General features: G+C 72.1%; 17 protein-coding genes. 5 read left to right on the top strand and 12 right to left on the bottom strand.

Translation table 11 applies throughout. The features are described from left to right. Window positions 1–116: 116 nt before the first annotated feature. The 4 genes from ACIQ7D_RS36925 to ACIQ7D_RS36910 are packed head-to-tail and all read right to left on the bottom strand — an operon-like array spanning window position 117 to window position 3,597. Window positions 117–791, bottom strand: coding sequence for a response regulator (locus ACIQ7D_RS36925; RefSeq protein WP_403945560.1), 675 nt, complete (start codon window positions 789–791; stop codon window positions 117–119). After that, a complete protein-coding gene (locus ACIQ7D_RS36920; RefSeq protein WP_403945557.1) occupies window positions 788–2,143 on the bottom strand; it encodes a sensor histidine kinase in 1,356 nt (451 codons plus the stop codon). Before ACIQ7D_RS36920 ends, ACIQ7D_RS36925 begins: the two co-directional genes overlap by 4 nt. Window positions 2,144–2,200: 57 nt before the next feature. Next, entirely contained in the window at window positions 2,201–2,530 is a 330-nt protein-coding gene (locus tag ACIQ7D_RS36915; RefSeq protein ID WP_403945554.1) for a hypothetical protein, read from the bottom strand. Next, window positions 2,494–3,597 (bottom strand): ATP-binding cassette domain-containing protein, encoded by a 1,104-nt coding sequence (locus ACIQ7D_RS36910; protein WP_403945553.1) that lies wholly within the window; start codon window positions 3,595–3,597, stop codon window positions 2,494–2,496. The genes ACIQ7D_RS36915 and ACIQ7D_RS36910 overlap by 37 nt, the downstream gene beginning before the upstream one ends. A gap of 255 nt (window positions 3,598–3,852) precedes the next feature. Between ACIQ7D_RS36910 and ACIQ7D_RS36905 the strand changes: the two genes are divergently transcribed. From ACIQ7D_RS36905 to ACIQ7D_RS36895, 3 genes are all read left to right on the top strand, one after another. After that, on the top strand, window positions 3,853–4,410 hold the full coding sequence (locus ACIQ7D_RS36905; protein WP_403945550.1) for a GNAT family N-acetyltransferase: 558 nt from the start codon (window positions 3,853–3,855) through the stop codon (window positions 4,408–4,410). 71 nt (window positions 4,411–4,481) lie between these two features. After that, window positions 4,482–4,907 carry a helix-turn-helix domain-containing protein gene (locus tag ACIQ7D_RS36900; RefSeq protein ID WP_403945547.1) on the top strand — a complete coding sequence of 142 codons (426 nt, stop codon included), beginning with the start codon at window positions 4,482–4,484 and terminating at the stop codon, window positions 4,905–4,907. Between the two features lie 34 nt (window positions 4,908–4,941). Beyond that, entirely contained in the window at window positions 4,942–5,355 is a 414-nt protein-coding gene (locus tag ACIQ7D_RS36895) for a VOC family protein (protein WP_384995915.1), read from the top strand. 26 nt (window positions 5,356–5,381) lie between these two features. Here the strand turns inward: ACIQ7D_RS36895 and ACIQ7D_RS36890 are convergent, their stop codons facing one another. The 6 genes from ACIQ7D_RS36890 to ACIQ7D_RS36865 form a co-directional block, all read right to left on the bottom strand. Then, a complete protein-coding gene (locus tag ACIQ7D_RS36890) occupies window positions 5,382–7,067 on the bottom strand; it encodes a type VI secretion protein (protein WP_403945545.1) in 1,686 nt (561 codons plus the stop codon). A gap of 1 nt (window position 7,068) precedes the next feature. Then, on the bottom strand, window positions 7,069–8,571 hold the full coding sequence (locus tag ACIQ7D_RS36885) for an ATP-binding protein (RefSeq protein WP_403945543.1): 1,503 nt from the start codon (window positions 8,569–8,571) through the stop codon (window positions 7,069–7,071). Between the two features lie 112 nt (window positions 8,572–8,683). Next, a complete protein-coding gene (locus ACIQ7D_RS36880) occupies window positions 8,684–10,237 on the bottom strand; it encodes an SCO6880 family protein (protein ID WP_403945541.1) in 1,554 nt (517 codons plus the stop codon). After that, window positions 10,234–11,679, bottom strand: a complete 1,446-nt coding sequence (locus ACIQ7D_RS36875; protein WP_403945539.1) for a hypothetical protein — start codon at window positions 11,677–11,679, stop codon at window positions 10,234–10,236. The genes ACIQ7D_RS36880 and ACIQ7D_RS36875 overlap by 4 nt, the downstream gene beginning before the upstream one ends. Continuing rightward, window positions 11,669–12,529: a hypothetical protein gene (locus ACIQ7D_RS36870; RefSeq protein ID WP_403945536.1), complete on the bottom strand. Its 861-nt coding sequence runs from the start codon at window positions 12,527–12,529 to the stop codon at window positions 11,669–11,671. The genes ACIQ7D_RS36875 and ACIQ7D_RS36870 overlap by 11 nt, the downstream gene beginning before the upstream one ends. A gap of 229 nt (window positions 12,530–12,758) precedes the next feature. Further along, window positions 12,759–13,067 carry a hypothetical protein gene (locus ACIQ7D_RS36865; protein WP_003985768.1) on the bottom strand — a complete coding sequence of 103 codons (309 nt, stop codon included), beginning with the start codon at window positions 13,065–13,067 and terminating at the stop codon, window positions 12,759–12,761. A gap of 464 nt (window positions 13,068–13,531) precedes the next feature. Here ACIQ7D_RS36865 and ACIQ7D_RS36860 point away from each other — a divergent pair, with 464 nt between their 5' ends. After that, the gene (locus tag ACIQ7D_RS36860) at window positions 13,532–14,515 is read left to right on the top strand and encodes an NlpC/P60 family protein (protein WP_403945561.1); all 984 of its coding nucleotides are present in this window, start codon (window positions 13,532–13,534) and stop codon (window positions 14,513–14,515) included. A 315-nt stretch (window positions 14,516–14,830) separates the two neighbouring features. Then, window positions 14,831–15,571, top strand: coding sequence for a phosphatase PAP2 family protein (locus ACIQ7D_RS36855; RefSeq protein ID WP_403945534.1), 741 nt, complete (start codon window positions 14,831–14,833; stop codon window positions 15,569–15,571). A 9-nt stretch (window positions 15,572–15,580) separates the two neighbouring features. Here ACIQ7D_RS36855 and ACIQ7D_RS36850 read toward each other — a convergent pair whose 3' ends face one another. Together ACIQ7D_RS36850 and ACIQ7D_RS36845 are read right to left on the bottom strand one after the other, a co-directional pair. Further along, on the bottom strand, window positions 15,581–16,201 hold the full coding sequence (locus tag ACIQ7D_RS36850) for a sortase domain-bontaining protein (protein ID WP_403945532.1): 621 nt from the start codon (window positions 16,199–16,201) through the stop codon (window positions 15,581–15,583). 80 nt (window positions 16,202–16,281) lie between these two features. Then, window positions 16,282–17,256 (bottom strand): hypothetical protein, encoded by a 975-nt coding sequence (locus tag ACIQ7D_RS36845; RefSeq protein ID WP_403945530.1) that lies wholly within the window; start codon window positions 17,254–17,256, stop codon window positions 16,282–16,284. Window positions 17,257–17,442: the final 186 nt, after the last annotated feature.

The following is a 17,442-nucleotide window of genomic DNA, read 5'->3' as shown; positions in this document are numbered from 1 at the left end:
GCAGGGGGGACCCTGTGGGAGAGTAGGACGCCGCCGAACAATTATTGTGGGAATGCCCCGCACCTTCTGGTGCGGGGCATTTCTGCGTTCCAGGGCCATTTTCCGCCCTGCGCAGGTCATTCCGGGGTCACCAGTCGGCTGTCGTACGCCAGGATCACCGCCTGGACGCGGTCGCGTACGCCCGTCTTGGCGAGGATGCGGGAGATATGGGTCTTCACCGTCGATTCGGCGAGATGGAAGCGCCCCGCGATCTCCTGGTTCGACCAGCCGCGGCCGATGGCGGTGAGGATCTCCTGTTCCCGGTCGGTGAGCCGGGCCAGCTTCGGGTGGGTGTCCACGGGGGCAGCCGGGGGAGGGTCGGCCGTCGGCAGGTGGTGGGCGAACGCGTCCAGGAGACGGCGGGTGAGGCTCGGCGCCACCACCGCGTCCCCGCTCGCCACGGCCCGTATCCCGGAGAGCAGTTCCTCCGGGAGCGCGTCCTTGACCAGGAAGCCGCTGGCGCCCGCCCGCAGCCCCGCGTACGCGTACTCGTCCAGATCGAACGTCGTCAGGAGGAGGATCCTGGTGCGGCTGCCCGCCGCCACGATCCTGCGGGTCGCCTCGATACCGTCCAGGCCCGGCATACGGATGTCCATCAGCACGACGTCCGGGTGGAGTTCCGCCGCGAGCCGTACCGCCTCCGTACCGTTGCCCGCCTCGCCCAGGATCGTCAGGTCGTCCTGGCTCTCCAGGAGCATGCGGAAGCCGAAGCGCTGCAAGGGCTGGTCGTCGACGACGAGCACGGTGGTCACTGGTCTGCGGTGTCCTTCCGGGGGCCGGGGAGGTGGAGGCGTACGCGCCAGCCGTCCGCCGGGTGGGGCAGCGGGCCGGCCTCAAGTGTGCCGTCGTACAGGGCCGCCCGCTCGCGCATACCGGTGAGGCCCCGGCCCGTGACGGTGGCGGGCTCGCCCCGGTGCGCGGGCCCGGGGGCTCCCGAGTCGGTGACGGTCGCCGTCACGCCGTCCCGGGCGTAGGACACGTCCACATCGGCCCGGGTCGGCTCACCGGCGCGGTCCGTGGGGTCCGCGTGCTTCAGCGTGTTGGTGAGGGCTTCCTGCACCACCCGGTAGACCGTGAGCTGCTGACCGGCCGGCAGGGGGTCGGCGTGGCCGCGCACCGTCATCCGTACGGGCAGCCCGGCGGCCCGTACTCCGTCGACCAGGTGGTGGAGATCGGCCAGGGCGGGCTGCGGGGCCAGTTCGGCCGCCTCCACGGTCTCGCCGTCCGAGTTCTCGCGCAGGACGTCCAGCAGGCGGCGCAGCTCGGTGAGTGCCTGGCGGCTCGTCGTGCCGATGGCCTCCAGCGCCTCCACCGCGCGCCGCGGGTTCTTCTCCGCCGCGTAGGAGCCGCCGTCCGCGAGGCCCGTGATGACGGAGAGGTTGTGGCCGATGATGTCGTGCATCTCCCGTGCGATACGGGCGCGTTCGGCGGCGGCGGCGAGCCGGGCCTGCTGGTCGCGCTCGATCTCCAGCCGCCGTGCGCGTTCCACCAGCGAGGCCGTGTACTCCTGGCGGCTGCGTACGGCCAGTCCCAGCAGGGCGCCCATCAGGACGACGTTCGATCCCGGCACGATGTAGTGGTTCCAACTGTCGTCCGTATAGCGGGTGATGGCCAAGGCGAACGGCGCCAGTGACACGGTGGCGGAGCCGGCGAGTGTACGGAGCGGGAGACGCAGCGCGATGTTGCAGAGGAGGACACCGCCGAGGAACCCCGCCTGGAGATGGGCCCCGCTCCATGCGTTGACCAGGGCGAACGGCAGTGTCACCAGTACCACGGTGACCGGGCGGCTGCGGCGCCACAGCAGGGGCACGGAGAGGCCGAGGCTCACCACCGTCACCAGCCACGTCGCCGTGTGCGGATCGAGGGCGGTGGTCCGCCAGCCGCCCGAGGCGTCGATGAGCGCGGCCAGCACGAAGAAGGCGGTGAGGTGGATGTCCCAGATCAGGGGGTGTCGGCGGTCGAAGCGCCGGATCCGGCCCGCGAGCCGGTTCAGCCGGCCCGTGAGCGGCTGGGCACCGGCCGACCAGTCCTGGCCGTGGGGGTCATCGCCCGCGGCTGCGTTGGCGTCCGTGACGGGCCCCTTCGCCGTGGTGTCCGCATCCATGTTCTCGTGGTCCTCGTCGTTCTTCCGGGGAATTGTCCGGGAGTGTTCCGGGAGTGGTCAGACGTCGCGGCGCTTGAGCAGGATGCTCGCCAGGACCAGTGTCGCCGCCGCCGTCAGTGCCGGCGCGAGCAGCGCGCCTCCCGGTGACGCGCCCTCCGCCACCGGCCGGGCCGAGGTGAGGGCCGTCGCCGCCTTGGTGGGGAAGTACTCCGACGCGTCGCGCACGATGTCGTACGGCAGCATGCCGAGCACTTCTGGCAGGACCATGACGCCTCCGATGAAGGCCCCGACGGCCCCCGCCACGGAGCGCAGCGCCGAGCCCAGGCCGAGGGCGATCAGGCCGAGGAGGGTCAGTGCCGCCGTGCTGCCCAGGAGGGCGCGTACCACCCCGGGGTCGCCGAGGGAGGTCTCCTGGTCGGTGCCGGAGAGGAGGGCCGCCGCCGGGAGGTAGGTGGCGAACGCCGTGACGAGGGAGGCGGCGAGGACGACCGTGCCGAAGACCGGGCGAACTGCACCCCGATGAGGATCATGAACAGGGTGTCGATGTCCGAGTCGCCGCCGCCGCTCTCGTACGTCGCGCCCACCAGCAGGCCGATCATGAACGCCTGCTCCAACGACGGGGTCCGCGGGGTGAGTTGGGTCAGGGGTACGGCGTTCTCCGCGGCGACGCGGCCGATGTGGGCGCTGTCCGTGCCGTGTACCTCCAGGGTGTCCGCCGCGCCGGAGGCGATCCGTACGTCCGGGGCGGTGAGCAGATGGCGCAGGCGCTCCGGTTGCGGGGTGACGACCTTGACGGCGGCGGTCCGTGCCGCGTCCCGTACGAAGTCGGCGACCGTCGTGTCCGCCAGCAGCCGGCCCCGGCCGATGACGATCAGGTGGTCGGCGGTGAGCGCGGTCTCGCTCATGAGGTGGGAGGAGATGAAGACCGTACGGCCCTCCGCCGCCAGGGACTTGAGGAGGTTCCGGATCCACAGGACGCCCTGGGGGTCGAGCCCGTTGACGGGTTCGTCGAGGATCAGGGTGGCCGGGTCGCCGAGGAGCGCGGCCGCGATGCCCAGCCGTTGGCCCATGCCGAGTGAGAACCCCTTCACCCGCTGCCGGGCGACTGCGGCGAGCCCGGTCAGCTCCAGGACCCGGGTGACGCGGCGCCGCGGGATGCCGTGGGTGTGGGCGAGTGCGAGGAGGTGGTCGTGGGCGCTGCGCCCCGGGTGTACGGAGCGGGCCTCCAGCAGGGCTCCGACCTGGGTGAGCGGGGCGGGATGGGCGGCGTAGGCGCGGCCGGCGACGCTGGCCCGGCCGCGGGTGGGGGCGTCGAGGCCGAGCAGCATGCGCAGGGTGGTGGACTTGCCCGCGCCGTTGGGGCCGAGGAAGCCGGTGACGGTGCCGGGTCCGACGGTGAAGGTGAGGTCGTCGACGACGGTCTTGTCGCCGTACCGCTTGGTGAGGCCGGCCACTTCGAGGCCGTGTGGGCCGGCTCCATGGGGGCCGGTGCCATGTGGGCCGGCTCCATGTGGGCGGGTTCCATGGGGTCTGGTCATGGTGTCGACGCTAGGCAGCGGGCGGGCGCGGATCGTCGTACCGGGGTCGGGTGCCGGGGCGCCGCGTAGTACCGGGGACGTACGGAGGCGGGCCCGGCCGTGTGCCGGGGAGGAGTGCCGGAGGGAGGAAAACGCGTTGCGGGCGGGGCGGTGCGCCCGGAGGATCGCTGTATGGACCACGTGATACGGCCGGTACGGACCGAGGAATGGCCCCGGACCAGGGAACTCCGGCTCGACGCGCTCAGGGACCCGGCGGCGCCGGTGGCCTTCCTGGAGACGTACGAGCAGGCCGTGGAGCATCCCGACGCCGTCTGGCGGGAGCGGGCGGCGGGCTTCTCGACGCGGCACGGGACCCGCTCCGTACAGTTCGTCGCCGAGGCGCCGGACGGAAGCTGGTCGGGGTCGGTGGCCCTGCTGGTCGAGGAGGCCGGGCGGGAGGACTTCTTCGGCGCCACCGTCGAGCGGGCCCAGGGGCATCTGGTCGGCGTCTTCGTACGGCCGGAACACCGCGGCGGCCGGGTCATCGCGGCGCTGGTCGCGGCGGCGCTCGACCGGGCGTGGGCGCTGGAGGAGCCGCGGCTCGCGCGGGTACGGCTGTACGTCAACGAAGGGAACCCGCGGGCCGCCGCCGCGTACCGCAAGCTCGGCTTCGTACCGACGGGAGTGACCGTGCCGATGGCGGGCGACCCCTCGGCGCAGGAGCTGGAGTGCGCGATCGCGCGTCCCTGAGCGGGCGCGCGGGAGGGCCGGGCCGCAGCAGAGCCGGGGCGGGTCCGGCGGGAGCGTGGTGTGATGGTGCCGTGAGCCGCGCCGCAGAAGAGACCAACCGCCGGATGCTCCGCGCGCGGGACGCGATGGACCGCGACTACGCGCAGCCGCTGGACGTTCCGGCCCTGGCCCGGATCGCCCATGTGTCGTCGGCGCACTTCACCCGTACCTTCCGGGCGACGTTCGGCGAGACGCCCCACCGTTACCTGCAGCGTCGCCGTGTCGAGCGCGCCATGTTCCTGCTGCGGGAGAGCGACCACAGCGTGACGGACATCTGCTACGAGGTCGGCTTCGGCAGCCCGGGGACCTTCAGCCGGACCTTCCACGACATCGTCGGACGGTCGCCGAGGGCGTACCGGAAGGAGGCCGTGGCCAAGGCCGCGGCCAGGGAAGAGGCGGCCGCGGAGGTGCCGAACTGCTTCACGATGGCGTGGATGCGGCCGAGCAGTTTCGGATAAGTTTTCGCTCGGCCCACCCCGTAGCGTGAGGAACATGTTCAACGCCATCACGCATTCGCAGATCTACGTCCTCGATCAGGACGAAGCCCTCGACTTCTACGTCGGCAAGCTCGGCCTGGAGGTCAACACCGATGTCGACCTGGGCTTCATGCGCTGGTTGACCGTCAACGTCCCCGGCGCCCCGGAGCGTCAGGTCCTGCTGGAGAAGCCGGGGCCTCCCGCGATGTCCGAGGAGACGGCGCGGCAGGTCCGGGAGCTGGTCACCAAGGGGGCCACGGGCGGCTCGCTCTTCTTCAGCACGGACGACTGCCGAAAGACGTACGAGACGCTGCTGGCCCGGGGTGTCGAGTTCACCGACGAGCCCACCGAACGTCCGTACGGAACCGACTGCGGCCTCCGGGACCCCTTCGGCAACAGCATCCGCTTCACCCAGCCCGCCGCCGGCTAGGGCCTCGGGGAGAGGCCCCGGAGTCTTTACGAGGGGGCCCGAGGGGCGTCCGGCAGCTCCTCGTGGGGCCAGCGGTCCTTGCCCTGCTGCCGGGAGCGGAGCAGGGCCAGCGTCGGCATGCCTCGGTCCTGGCCGGTGGCCAGCAGCTCCGGGACGCGGGCGAACGGGGCCACCGCCGCCACATCGTCCAGGACGAGGGACATTGGTGGGTCGAGCCGACCGTCAGATGACCGTGCGGCCATGCGGCGGCCGTGCTCGACCACGCTTGAGGTGAGTGCGGTGAGCAGCGGCATCGCACCCGGGCGGGCGCGGGGATCTTCGATCGGCTCGCCCACCACATAGAGCGTGCCCCCCTCGCTCACAAAAGAATCCAGTGCGAGGGCATCGGTTCTGTTCGGTGTGCAGGCGTCCCGGATATGGACCGAGGAGAGGGCGGAGAGCGCACGCGCGGTCAACTGCTGGGCGACCTCCCGGCGTTCGGGGTGGCCGGTGAGCGCGGACTCCAGCAGCCCGGCGAGGCCGGAGGCCGCCTTGGGGTGCGTACGGAGTATCCGTACGGCCTCCTGCGCGCCCCCGCCCTGCGCCCAGCGCAGCACCTGCTTCACCGGACGCGCGTCCACGGCCGCGGCATGCAGCCAGCAGCGCAGGAGCGTCTCCGCGGTGTCGGCCATGGCGGCGTCGAGCAGCGCGTGGGGGCGTACGGGGGAGAGCAGCGCGGTCGCGCGGGCCGCGGCGGTGGCCGGGTCCTCGCAGCCGGCGGTGGGGGACCAGTGGATCCGGGCGGGGGTGTCGCAGAGGTGGCCCGGGTCGTAGACGAGGACGGGGCCGAGCTTGGCCCGCGCGTCCTTGGTCTCGGCCCAGAGGGCGGGGGAGGAGGTGACGACGAGGGCGGGGCCCGCGGCGTCCAGGACGGCCTGCACGGCGGTGGGGCGCCGGGTGGCGGGGGCGCCGTACCGTACGCGCGGAGCCGGGACGGGCGAGGGGGGCGGGGCCTGGAGCAGGGCCGGTGCCGGGAGCGGTGCCGGGGGCGGTTGTTCGTGCTGCTGGGGCGGTCTTTGCCGCGGGTCCTCGCCGGGTGTGCCGGGCGGTGGCGGCGCGTACGCCGGGGGCACGTGTTCCAGGGCGGGCGCGGGCTGGTGGACGGGCGCAGGCGCGGGCCTGTGGGCCGGGGCCGGGGTCTGGCGGGGTACGGCGTCCCGCGTGTCCTGTTCCTGTGCGTAGTCCTGTGCGTCGTTCCGCCGGTCGTTCCGCCCGTAGCCCTGTGCGTAGCCCTGTCCGTCGTTCCACCCGTGGTCCCGTCCGTGGTCCCGTGCGTACCCCTGCTGCTCCTTGCGTCTCGCCCGTACCACCCGGTAGCGCGCCGTCACCCCGAGGACGAACACCGTGAGGACGGTCAGCACCATGAACTGGCTGATCAGCAGGCCCCAGAACAGCCCGTACCCCGACAGCTCCCCGGGCGGGGTCTCCGGCCAGGCGCCCGGCAGGTCGTGCGGGGCCGAGGCCAGTTCGCGCATGGCCAGCGGCGTACGCGTGAAGGTGACACCGTGCGGCCAGCCGCCGTGGGTGAACAGGCCGGCCAGCCCCGTCGCCGTCCAGACCAGCAGCGTCAGCCCGAGCAGGAAGCCCAGCAGGCCCAGCAGCAGCCCGTCGGGGATGCCGCCCTGGCCGCCGCCCTGTCCTGGCCGCCGGTCGTCCTGGTGGTGGCGCGGCATGTCATGCCACCGTCGACTCGGAGGACTCGCCGTACTCCCGTTGCCGTTCGAGGAGGGCCGCCCGCTGCTCGGCCTCCCACTCCGCGGCCCGCATGTCCTCGTGCGGTTCGTACGGTTCGTACGGCCGGCGCGCTGTGTGCGGATCCGGGGGCAGCAGTCCGGCGCGCCGGGCCTCGGCCGCGTCGGCGGCGTCCGACGCCTCGGAGTTCTCGGTCATGGCCCGGTCGGTGAAGACCAGCGGCTGTTCCGCCTCCGTCACCAGGTGTTTGACGACCTGGACATTGCCGTTGACGTCCCAGACCGCGATGCCGGGGGTGAGCGTCGGGATGATCTCCACGGCCCAGCGGGGCAGGCCGAGGACCCGGCCCGTCGCTCTGGCCTCGTCGGCCTTCTGGGCGTAGATCGTGCGGGTCGAGGCCATCTTGAGGATGGCGGCGGCCTCCCGGGCCGCGGCGCCGTCGACCACGTCGGAGAGGTGATGGACCACCGCCACGAACGAGAGGCCGAGCCGCCGGCCGAACTTCAGCAGCCGCTGGAAGAGCTGGGCGACGAAGGGCGAGTTGATGATGTGCCAGGCTTCCTCGACCAGGAAGATGCGCTTCTTCCGGTCGGGGCGGATCCAGGTGTGCTCCAGCCAGACACCCACGATCGCCATCAGGATCGGCATCGCGATCGAGTTGCGGTCGATGTGCGAGAGGTCGAAGACGATCAGCGGGGCGTCCAGGTCGATCCCGACGGTCGTCGGCCCGTCGAACATGCCCCGCAGGTCACCGTCGACCAGCCGGTCCAGGACCAGGGCGACGTCCAGGCCCCAGGCCCGTACGTCGTCCAGGTCGACGTTCATGGCCTCGGCCGACTCGGGTTCGGGGTGGCGCAGTTGCTCGACGATGTCCATCAGCACGGGCTGCCGGTCGGTGATCGTCCCGTTGACGTAGGCGTGCGCCACCTTCAGCGCGAAGCCGGAGCGTTCGTCGAGGCCGTGGCCCATCGCGACTTCGATGATCGTACGAAGAAGAGCGAGCTGCCCGGTCGTGGTGATCGCCGGGTCGAGCGGGTTGAGCCGGATCCCGTGGTCGAGCGCCGCCATCGCGTCCAGCCGGATGGGGGTTATGCCCAGCTCCTGGGCGATGAGGTTCCACTCGCCCGCGCCGTCCTCGCCCTGGGCGTCGAGGACGACGACCTGGCGGTCGCGGAAGCGGAGCTGGCGCAGGACGTAGGTCTTCTCCAGCGCCGACTTGCCGTTGCCGGACTCGCCGAGGACGAGCCAGTGCGGGGCGGGGAGCTGCTGTCCGTACAACTGGAAGGGGTCGTAGATGTACCCCTTGCCGCTGTAGACCTCACGGCCGATGATCACACCCGAGTCGCCGAGGCCGGGGGCCGCGGTGGGCAGGTAGACGGCCTGGGCCTGGCCCGTCGACGTACGGACGGGCAGCCGGGTGGTCTCCACCTTCCCGAAGAGGAAGCTGGTGAAGGCTTCCGTGAGGACGGACAGCGGATCTCGCACCACAGGCCCCTTTCGACTCTTCGGCTACGGCGGATACGGAGGGTATGGAAGGTATGGAAGGTATGGGGGTATGGAGGGACTGGACGGGTGGGGCGGCGCGGGGCCGCCGGTGTCAGCGGCGGATACCGGTCGCGAACGGCAGGGTGTTCACGAAGGCCCGGTGGTGCTCGCGGTCGCACCACTCCAGCTTCAGGTACGACTTGCCCGCCGACGCTCTGATCGTCCGCTTGTCCCTGGCCAGGGCCTCGGGAGACCGGGACGACACCGTGATGTACCCGACGAGGTTGACCCCCGCCGCACCGCTGGCGAGATCTTCACCCCGCTGGTCCAGCCGGCCGTGCGCGGCGATGTCCCGCGGGTCGACCGTACGGTTCATCTTGGCGGCGCGGCTGGCTTCCGCGTCGTCGTTGGTCTTCTCCGTCAGCATCCGCTCGATGGCGATCTCGGTCGGTTCGAGATCCATCGTGACCGAGACCGTGCGGATCACATCGGGGGTGTGGACGAGCAGCGGCGCCAGGAAGTTGACGCCCACGGGGGTCATGGGCCACTCCTTGACCCAGGCGGTGGAGTGGCACCAGGGCGCCCGCGTCGACGACTCGCGGGTCTTGGCCTGGAGGTACGTCGGCTCCATGGCGTCCAGCTCGGCCGGCCAGGCGTTTCGTTTCGTCATGGCCTGGATGTGGTCGATGGGGTGGTCCGGGTCGTACATCGAGTGCACGAGTGAGGCCAGCCGCCCCTGGCCGAGGGGCTGCCGTACGCGGATGTCCGCCTCGGCGAGCCGGGCGCAGATGTCGGTGAGCTCGCGGGCCATGACGACGGCGAGGCCGGCGTCCCGGTCGAGCTTCCTCGTACCGGCGGCCTGGCGGGCGGCGCGCGCCATGGCCTGGCCCTCGGCGGCCAGTTCGCGCGTGTAGTGCATGCAGGCGACGAGGTAGGCGCGGTGCTGCTCGCTGGAGGTGGAGACCATCGACTGGAGCTGGTCGTACGAGTCCTGGAGCCAGCCCGGCGAGGAGGCGTCGCCGCGCTGGGCCACGTCCTTCTCGTGGGCGTCGGGGTCGGCGGGCAGCGTACGGGCGAGCATCTGGAGGCGGGTGACGAAGCCGTCGCCGTTGGCGACATGCTTGAGGAGCGTGCCGAAGCGGTCGACCAGGGCTTCCTGGTCCTCGCTGTCGCGCAGGCCGACGCCGGGGCCCTCGATCTCGATGGCGGCGGTGACGGTGCGGCGGTCGGCGTGGAGCAGGACGGCGATCTCGTCGGGGCCGAAGGGCGCGGCCAGCCAGTTGATCCGGCCGATGCCGGGGGGCGGGCCGACCTCGACCTCGCGGCCGTCGCTCCGGGTGCCGGCCTCCATGGCGCCGGAGCGGTAGACGGTGCCGTTGCGCAGGGTGCGCTTGAAACTGCGGTTGATCTCGAACCACTTGTAGAACGTGCGGTGCTTGTACGGCACGTACACGGCGGCGAGCGCGAGCAGCGGGAAGCCGGTCAGCGTCACGATCCGCAGGGACAGGACGGGCACCAGCAGGCCGCACATCATGCCGACGAACGCGCCGGCGATGATCAGGGCGATCTCGCCGGTCTCGCGGTTCTTGCCGACGATCGCGTTCGGCCTGGCGCGGCCGATGAGATACGTACGGCGGGGCGCCATCGGTTGGATCTGGGTCGTCAACGCCTCCCACCTCCAGTGCTGTTGTTGCCGTTACCGGTGCCGCGTGAGCCGCGTGCGCTGTGGGGGGTGGAGCTGGTGGGGCTGCTGCTGCGGGGCGGGGGCGTGGCGGAGGGGATGTGCCCGCCGCCTGCCCCGGCGCCCGCGCCGCCTCCGCCGCCGCCTCCGGAGGAGCTGCGTGAGCTGTGCGCGGCGACGCCGCCGGAGACCGGGTTGGAGGGCCGCGCACCCCCGCCGCCTCCGCCGTCGCCCTGTCCGCCGCGGCCGCTGTGTGTCTTGATGCCCTGCGAGACGAGGGCGGCGGGCGAGCTGATGAGGGCGGCGGCCTGGGAACCGTCCGTGGCCTGCTTGCGGTTGGTCCTGGCGGAGGCGATCTCGTCGCCGAAGCCGGGCACGAAGCGGTAGATCATCGCCGAGGCGAAGATCGCGAGGATGATGATGGCGAGGCCCGAGACGACGGCGGAGAGCGCGTCGGGGCCGCTGTCGGCGGAGAGCGCGCCGGCCAGCGCGAGGACGATCACGATCACCGGTTTCACCATGATGACGGCGATCATGATCCCGGCCCAGCGGCGGACGTGCCCCCACATGTTCTTGTCGACGAGCCCGGCGTAGACGACGGTGCCGAGCAGCGCGCCGACGTAGAGGAGGGCCGCCCGGATGACCAGCTCCAGCCAGAGCACACCGGCGGCGAGGATCGATACGAGCGAGACGACGATCAGCATGATCGGCCCGCCGCCGATGCTGTCGCCTTTCTTGAGCGCTTCGGAGAAGCCGCCGAAGAAGACGTCGGTCTGGCCGCCGCTGGAGGTGGAGATGACCTCGGTGACGCCGTCGGTGGCGGAGACGACGGTGTAGAGGATGAGCGGGGTGAAGGCGGAGGCGAGGACGGTCAGCCAGAGGAAGCCGATGGCCTCGGAGAGCGCGGTGGTGAGGGGGACGCCGCGGATGGCGCGCTTGGCGACCGCGAGGAGCCACAGGACGAGGGTGAGGATGGTGGAGGCGGCGAAGACGACGGCGTACTGGCGGAGGAAGGAGGCGTTGGTGAAGTCGACGTTGGCGGTCTCCTTCACGGCGGCGCTGAGCTTCCCGACGATCCAGGCGGCGGCGTCGGCGCAGCCCCGGGCGAGGGAGGCCAGGGGGTCGAGGGCGTCGGTCGTGGTGGGCGGGCCGGACCTGCCGGTGCCGGTCTCGCCGCGCTCGCAGTACTCCGCCACCTGGCCGGAGAGCAGGGAGCAGTCGCCGCTCGACGAGGGGGACGGGGACGGTGAGGGCGTCGGCGCCGCCGCGGCGCGGGTGGCGAGCAGGAGGAGCGTGGCCTGAAGCCCCGCCAGTACGGTGACGACGGAGCGGATCCGGGGCCGGACGGCGGAGCGGGCCCGGTGCGGGGCGACGTAAGCCGGGGGCCGGACGGCGGAGCGGGCTCGGGGGCGGGAGCTACCTGGCATAGGTGAAGCCTCCGTACTGCTCGACAGCCTTGCTGATCTCGTCGGCGGTGGAGGCCGCGACGTCCCCGGGCACCGGCGCCGGGCCATCCTTCTGCGCTTCGGTGACGATCTTCCAGTCGTCACCGAGCCGGCTCAGCTCGAAGGTCCAGGTCTTCCACGTGGTGCTCACCGGGTCCGTGGAGTCGGGCCCCGACATGCCGATCAGTCCCGTGTACCAGACCGACACCTTCGCCGTGTCCCCCGTCAGGCTCTCGACCTTTGTGCCGACCGGGATCGTCCGGGAGATGAAGTCGCTGCCCTGCGGCGGGTTGCCCTCCGCGTCCAGGCCCAGTTTCCGCAGGAACTCGGGGGAGTACGCCTGGTCCTGCGGCCCCTTCAGCCGGGTCGCCGCCTCGGGGGTGTAGACGCTGTCGACGATCGTGTGGCGGCTGTCCTGGTGGAACATGCCGTCCGAGCCCAGGACCACCGCGTAGTTCGCCGCCGCGCTCGCCGCGCCCTGTTCGTCCTTGGCGAAGCCCGAGGGGATCGTGCCGTTCTTGCCCGTCACCGGTTTCACGCCGGTCGCCGCCGTGGGGTCCGCGCCCGCGCCCGACGCGCCCTTGGTGGTGTTGCCGGCCGGGTCGCCGCTGCCGCCGCGGTTCACGAACGCGATGGCGGCGATGAGCAGGACCACGACGCCCACCACGGTGACGAGGGAGCGCGAGCTGCGGCCCGGGCGGCGCGGGCCGTCGCCGTAGGGGTCGGTGCCTCTGGGGTCGGGCAGGCGGGTACGGGTCTGGCCCGAGCCGCCGAAGCCGTCGTCCTTACGGCCCGAGTCGCCGCCGTAGCCGTGCTCGTCGCCGAAGCTCATGCCGCGTACGCTCCCTCAGCCGTGTGCGATTCCGCGTAGTACGACGGTAGCCGTGCTGGTTCCCGCGCGGGCGCGGTGTGGTGACTCGACATCAGGGTGACGCAACCTCAGCGGGTGGATGCGAGGGACAGGTGGGGTTGAGGGACGGGCGGGGGATCGGAGGGAGAGGGGAGGGGAGGAAGGGGGCGTAAGGGATGGGGAGGAGCCGGGAGGTGCGGGCCCGGCCGCGCTAGACGGCCATGCCGTACACGATGGTGAACAGCGTGCCCAGCGAGCCGATGATGAAGACGCCGGTCAGCCCGGCGACGATCAGGCCCTTGCCCTGCTCCGCGCTGAAGGTGTCCCGGAGCGCCGTCGCCCCGATGCGCTGCTTCGCCGCGCCCCAGATCGCGATCCCGAGACAGAGGAGGATGGCCACCGCCATCACGACCTCGATCATGACTCGGGCCTCGTTCCCCAGTGTCCCGAAAGGCCCCCAGTTGGGCGCGATGCCACCGATGATGGTGGTGATGTCGCCCTTTTCGGCCGCCAGGTACATGTAACTCACCGCCCCTGTTGGGTCATTCACGCCCGTGCCCCATGGCACGGATCACGCTCTATCTTCGCTGATGGAACCGGCCTCGTGGGCCGCTTGGCGGCTCTCTTTACCCGATCCCCGCACAGATGACCGACCCGGGGCCCTGACCAGCCACGGATCGGGTGGTGCGCGTATACGTATGGTTACTCTGTGTATCACGAGGCGTGACTCCGGGCAATGACTGTCGTTGGTACACCTTTATGGTCTCCATCACCCGGATACGGGCGGATCCGCCGCCGGGGGCGTCCCGCGCGGAGGCCGGCCGGGCGGTGCCGTGCGCCCCCCGTGTCCTCATGTCCTCGAAGTGCACCCCCTGATCCGGGGGCCTCCCGCCTACACTGGCCAATCGACAGGGGCCCTGAGGCGGAGGGTGGGTGACGGTGCGTAAGGCATGGCTGGCCGTGGCCGGGGCGGGTGGGCTGTCGATGTCCTTCGTCGCCCTGCTCGTCGTGGGGACCTACTCCGCGGCCGCCGGACTCGTCGGCGGTACGGCGGGGGGCGGCCGGGCCGTCGGTCTGGCCAAGGGGGCAGTTCCCGCCGCGTACCAGAACATCGTGTCGACCTGGGGCAACCTCTGCCCCGCCATCAACCCCGCCCTGCTCGCCGCGCAGTTGTACCAGGAGAGCGGGTGGAACCCGAGCGCCCAGAGCCCGGCGAACGCCAAGGGCATCGGGCAGTTCATCCCAGGTACGTGGGAGGCCCACGGGATCGACGGGAACAAGGACGGTGTCCGGGACATCTGGGACCCGGCCGACGCGATCCCCTCCGCCGCCTCGTACGACTGCGAGCTGGCCAAGTACGTGAAGGACGTGCCCGGCGACCGGACCGCCAACATGCTCGCGGCGTACAACGCCGGGGCGTACGCGGTCATCAAGTACCAGGGCGTCCCGCCGTACCGGGAGACCCAGAACTACGTCAAGATCATCCGTACGCTGGAGAAGAGCTTCGCCCGGCCCGTCGGGCGGGTCGAGCCGTCGAAGCAGGCCGCCGCGGCCATCTACTTCGCGCAGCAGAGGCTCGGCACGCCCTATCTCTGGGGCGGGAACGGGACCCCCGAACAAGGGGGCAGGTTCGACTGCTCGGGGCTGACCCAGGCCGCGTACCGGACCGTGGGGATCGAGCTGCCCCGGGTGGCCAACGACCAGTACAACGCGGGCAAGCATCCCTCGCGGGACGAGCTGCTCCCCGGGGACCTCGTCTTCTTCTCGGACGATCTCACCGACTCGCGGGCCATCCGGCACGTCGGGCTCTACGTGGGAGGCGGGTACATGATCAACGCGCCGTACACCGGTGCCGTGATCCGGTTCGACAAGATCGACACCCCGGACTACTTCGGGGCGACCAGAGTCACCGAGGACGGCGCGAAATCGCTGCCGACCGAGCTGCCGGGGAGCCGGCCCGAAGCCTGAACCGGGCGGAGGGAGCGGTGGACGTACGGTGGGCGCGTGACCCGCGAGCGGGCGGCCGGGTGGCCGGAACTCTCCGGCCTTCGGCGGCGCTGAGCTGCGACTTTGTGTCACTCTTCGATAACGTCATGGTGATCTTTCGGTAGAGGCTGGAACGGGAGCGGCGTGTAGGCCGTTCCCTGGACGGTAGCCGCGGTACTGATCACTCTGATCGCGCGGCATGTCGCGCAGATGTTCCGTACTGACCACGGGGGTTGGTGGAAGCGGCACACACGGAGGTGTGCCGCGGCGGGCTTACAAGGCAAGGGGCCGCAGCAGATGGCTGGACTCGTACTGGACGGTTCGAACCCCGATGTCGGCCTGCTCTACGACATCAACGGACTGGCCAAGGACGCCCCGTCCTGGTTCGACCGCGTCATGGGGTTCACCGGCGAGTACGGGATCCTGCTCGCGCTGGTCCTGGTCGCGCTCTGGTGCTGGTGGAGCGTGCGCCGCCGCGGCTCGGCGGAGGACTCGGTCACGGCCGTCGCCGGGCTGGTCTGGGCGCCGCTCGCCGCCGGGATCGCGCTGTTGGTCAACATCCCGATCCGCGGGTTCGTGGAACGGCCGCGGCCGTTCGTCGACCACAAGAACATCGAAGTCCTCATCACGGGCAAGACCGACTACTCGTTCGTCAGCGATCACGCCACGATGGCGATGGCCGTGGCCGTCGGGATCTTCATCGCGCACCGGAGGTTCGGTCTGGCCGCCATCGCCCTGGCCCTCCTCGAAGGCTTCTGCCGCGTCTACATGGGCGTCCACTACCCGACCGACGTGATCGGCGGCTTCGCCCTCGGCACGGCCGTCGCCCTGCTCCTCACACCCCTCGCGCTCGCGCTGCTGACCCCGCTGGTCTCGGCGGTCGCCCGCTCGGGGCGGCTCGGCCCGCTCGTACGGTCGCGGCGCGCGCGGGAGGCGGACCGTACGGACGGCACTGACGGCTCCGCCGACGCGGTGGGCGGTACGCGGCCGCTGGGCATCCCCGAGCCGCGGCCGGACGACAACAACCTGGCCGCCTGAGGTCCCGGGTCACGGGTCCGCCGCCGCGCTGACCACCACGTTCGAGTCCCAGTGGCCGTTCGCGTCGATGACCCCGCCGCAGGTGATCAGCCGGAGCTGCGGGTCGGGCACCTGACCGTAGACCCGCCCGGTGGGGAAACGCTTCGTCGGGTACGTGTCGACCGCCGTCACCCGGAACGACCGCCGCGCGCCGTCGCCCGACTCCGTCTCGATCGCGTCGCCCACCCGCAGCCGGCCCAGCTTGGCGAAGACGGCGTTCTTGATGTTGTCCCGGCCGTTGCGGACCGGGACGGTGCCCGGGTTGGCCGGGGCGTCCCGGTGACCGACCAGCACGGCCGGACCCGGCTCGCCGGGGCGCGGGCCGGCCGCGTACCAGCCGACCTTCATCGCGTGCCGGAAGCTCGGCGCGTCCAGCGTGCCGGCCGGGTCGAGCGCGAGCGGCTGGACCGCGGCGACGACACCGAGCGCCGGGATCCGCAGCCGTACGGGGGCGGACGGCGGGTCCGTGACGCGGACGAGACGGGGCTCGCGGGCCCGCGCCGTCGACGCGTGCGGCGGGGCGGGCGGGGCCGCCGTCAGGTGCAGGAGTACGGCGGTGGCCGCGCCCAGGACCGCGACGGCGAGCAGCACCCGTATCGCGCGGTCCGAGGCCGGGGCCGGGGCGGGGCCCTGGGCGCGGCCACCGCCGTCCGGCCGGCCCGCCTGTCCGGTCAGGGCTCCCCGCCTGTCGTGCGGCGCTGGAGACGGCGTACCAGCAGGATCGTGCCCGCGGAGGCGGCGGCGGTGGTGCCGATGGCGAGGGACAGCCGCGCCACGCGGTCACGGCCGCCGGGGCCCGTGGCGTCGGCGGCGGCCACCGGGTGGTCGGCGCCGCCCCGCGCCGCGCCGGACGGGGTGACCCGGATCGCCCCGACCGCCGGGCTGCTCGCAGGGAACGCCCTCCGGCTGACCGAGGCCCTGGGGCTGACGGAGACTCTGGGAGTGACAGGCGTTCCGGGGGTGACGGAGGCCCTGGGCGTCGCGGATGTTCTGGGGGTGACGGGCGTCCTGGGGATGACCGGGGTCTTCCGGGTGGCGGAAGCGGTGGCCGTCGCTGTCGCCGGGGCCGGGGTCGTCCGGGGCCTGGCGCGGGACGTGGCCGAGATCGTGCCGGACGTGGACGGCCGCGGGGACACCGCCGGCCGCGGTGATGTCGACGCGCCCGCCCCCGTACCCGCGCCCGTCGTGAGCGCGGTGCCGTTCGGGGCGACCAGGCTGAAGCCCGGCACATGGTGTCCCAGGGGGCGGTTCGGCCGGTCGTTCTTGTAGTAGTAGAGCGGATACCCGTTGTAGACGACCTGCGGCCGGCCGCTGTTCGCCGCGCGCAGCAGGGTCCGCGAGGTCAGGGCCGTCACGCCCCGCCCCCTGGCCGGAAAACCCGTGGCCGCGGGCCAGGTCCTGGCGCACGCGCCCGTGCACCGCAGGCCGGCCGCCCGGTCCGCCGTCCGCAGATAGAGCGGGTTGCCCGCGCGGTCGGCCAGTGCCGGGCCCGCATCGGTGTCGATGAGGGTCAGTTCGCCCGGATCGGTCGGCCGGTCGACGGCCGACGCGGTGCCCGCGCCCGGCGCGAGGAGGAACAGGGCGGCGGCGGTGACGGGGACGGCTATCCGGAGTCCGGTTCCGGGGCGGTTTCCGGGACGGTGCATGAGTACGCCCTTGCGGTCGGTGGCCTGGCGGTGCGGGTCTGCTACCAGGTCATCGCCGGGCGTACCGTACAGCCACCCCGGTGGGCCGTACGGCCTAGACGCAATACCGGTGTTTTAGGGCTTCGTCCGTGGGGTTGGGGCTGTTTTGGTGGGCTTGACGAGGGTGACGACGGGGCTGTCCGGGCG

Source organism: Streptomyces sp. NPDC096310 (assembly GCF_044763125.1).
In the GTDB taxonomy this organism is placed as follows: domain Bacteria; phylum Actinomycetota; class Actinomycetes; order Streptomycetales; family Streptomycetaceae; genus Streptomyces.
Note: the sequence above shows the minus strand (reverse complement) of the source record. Positions and strands in the feature narration are given on the sequence as shown.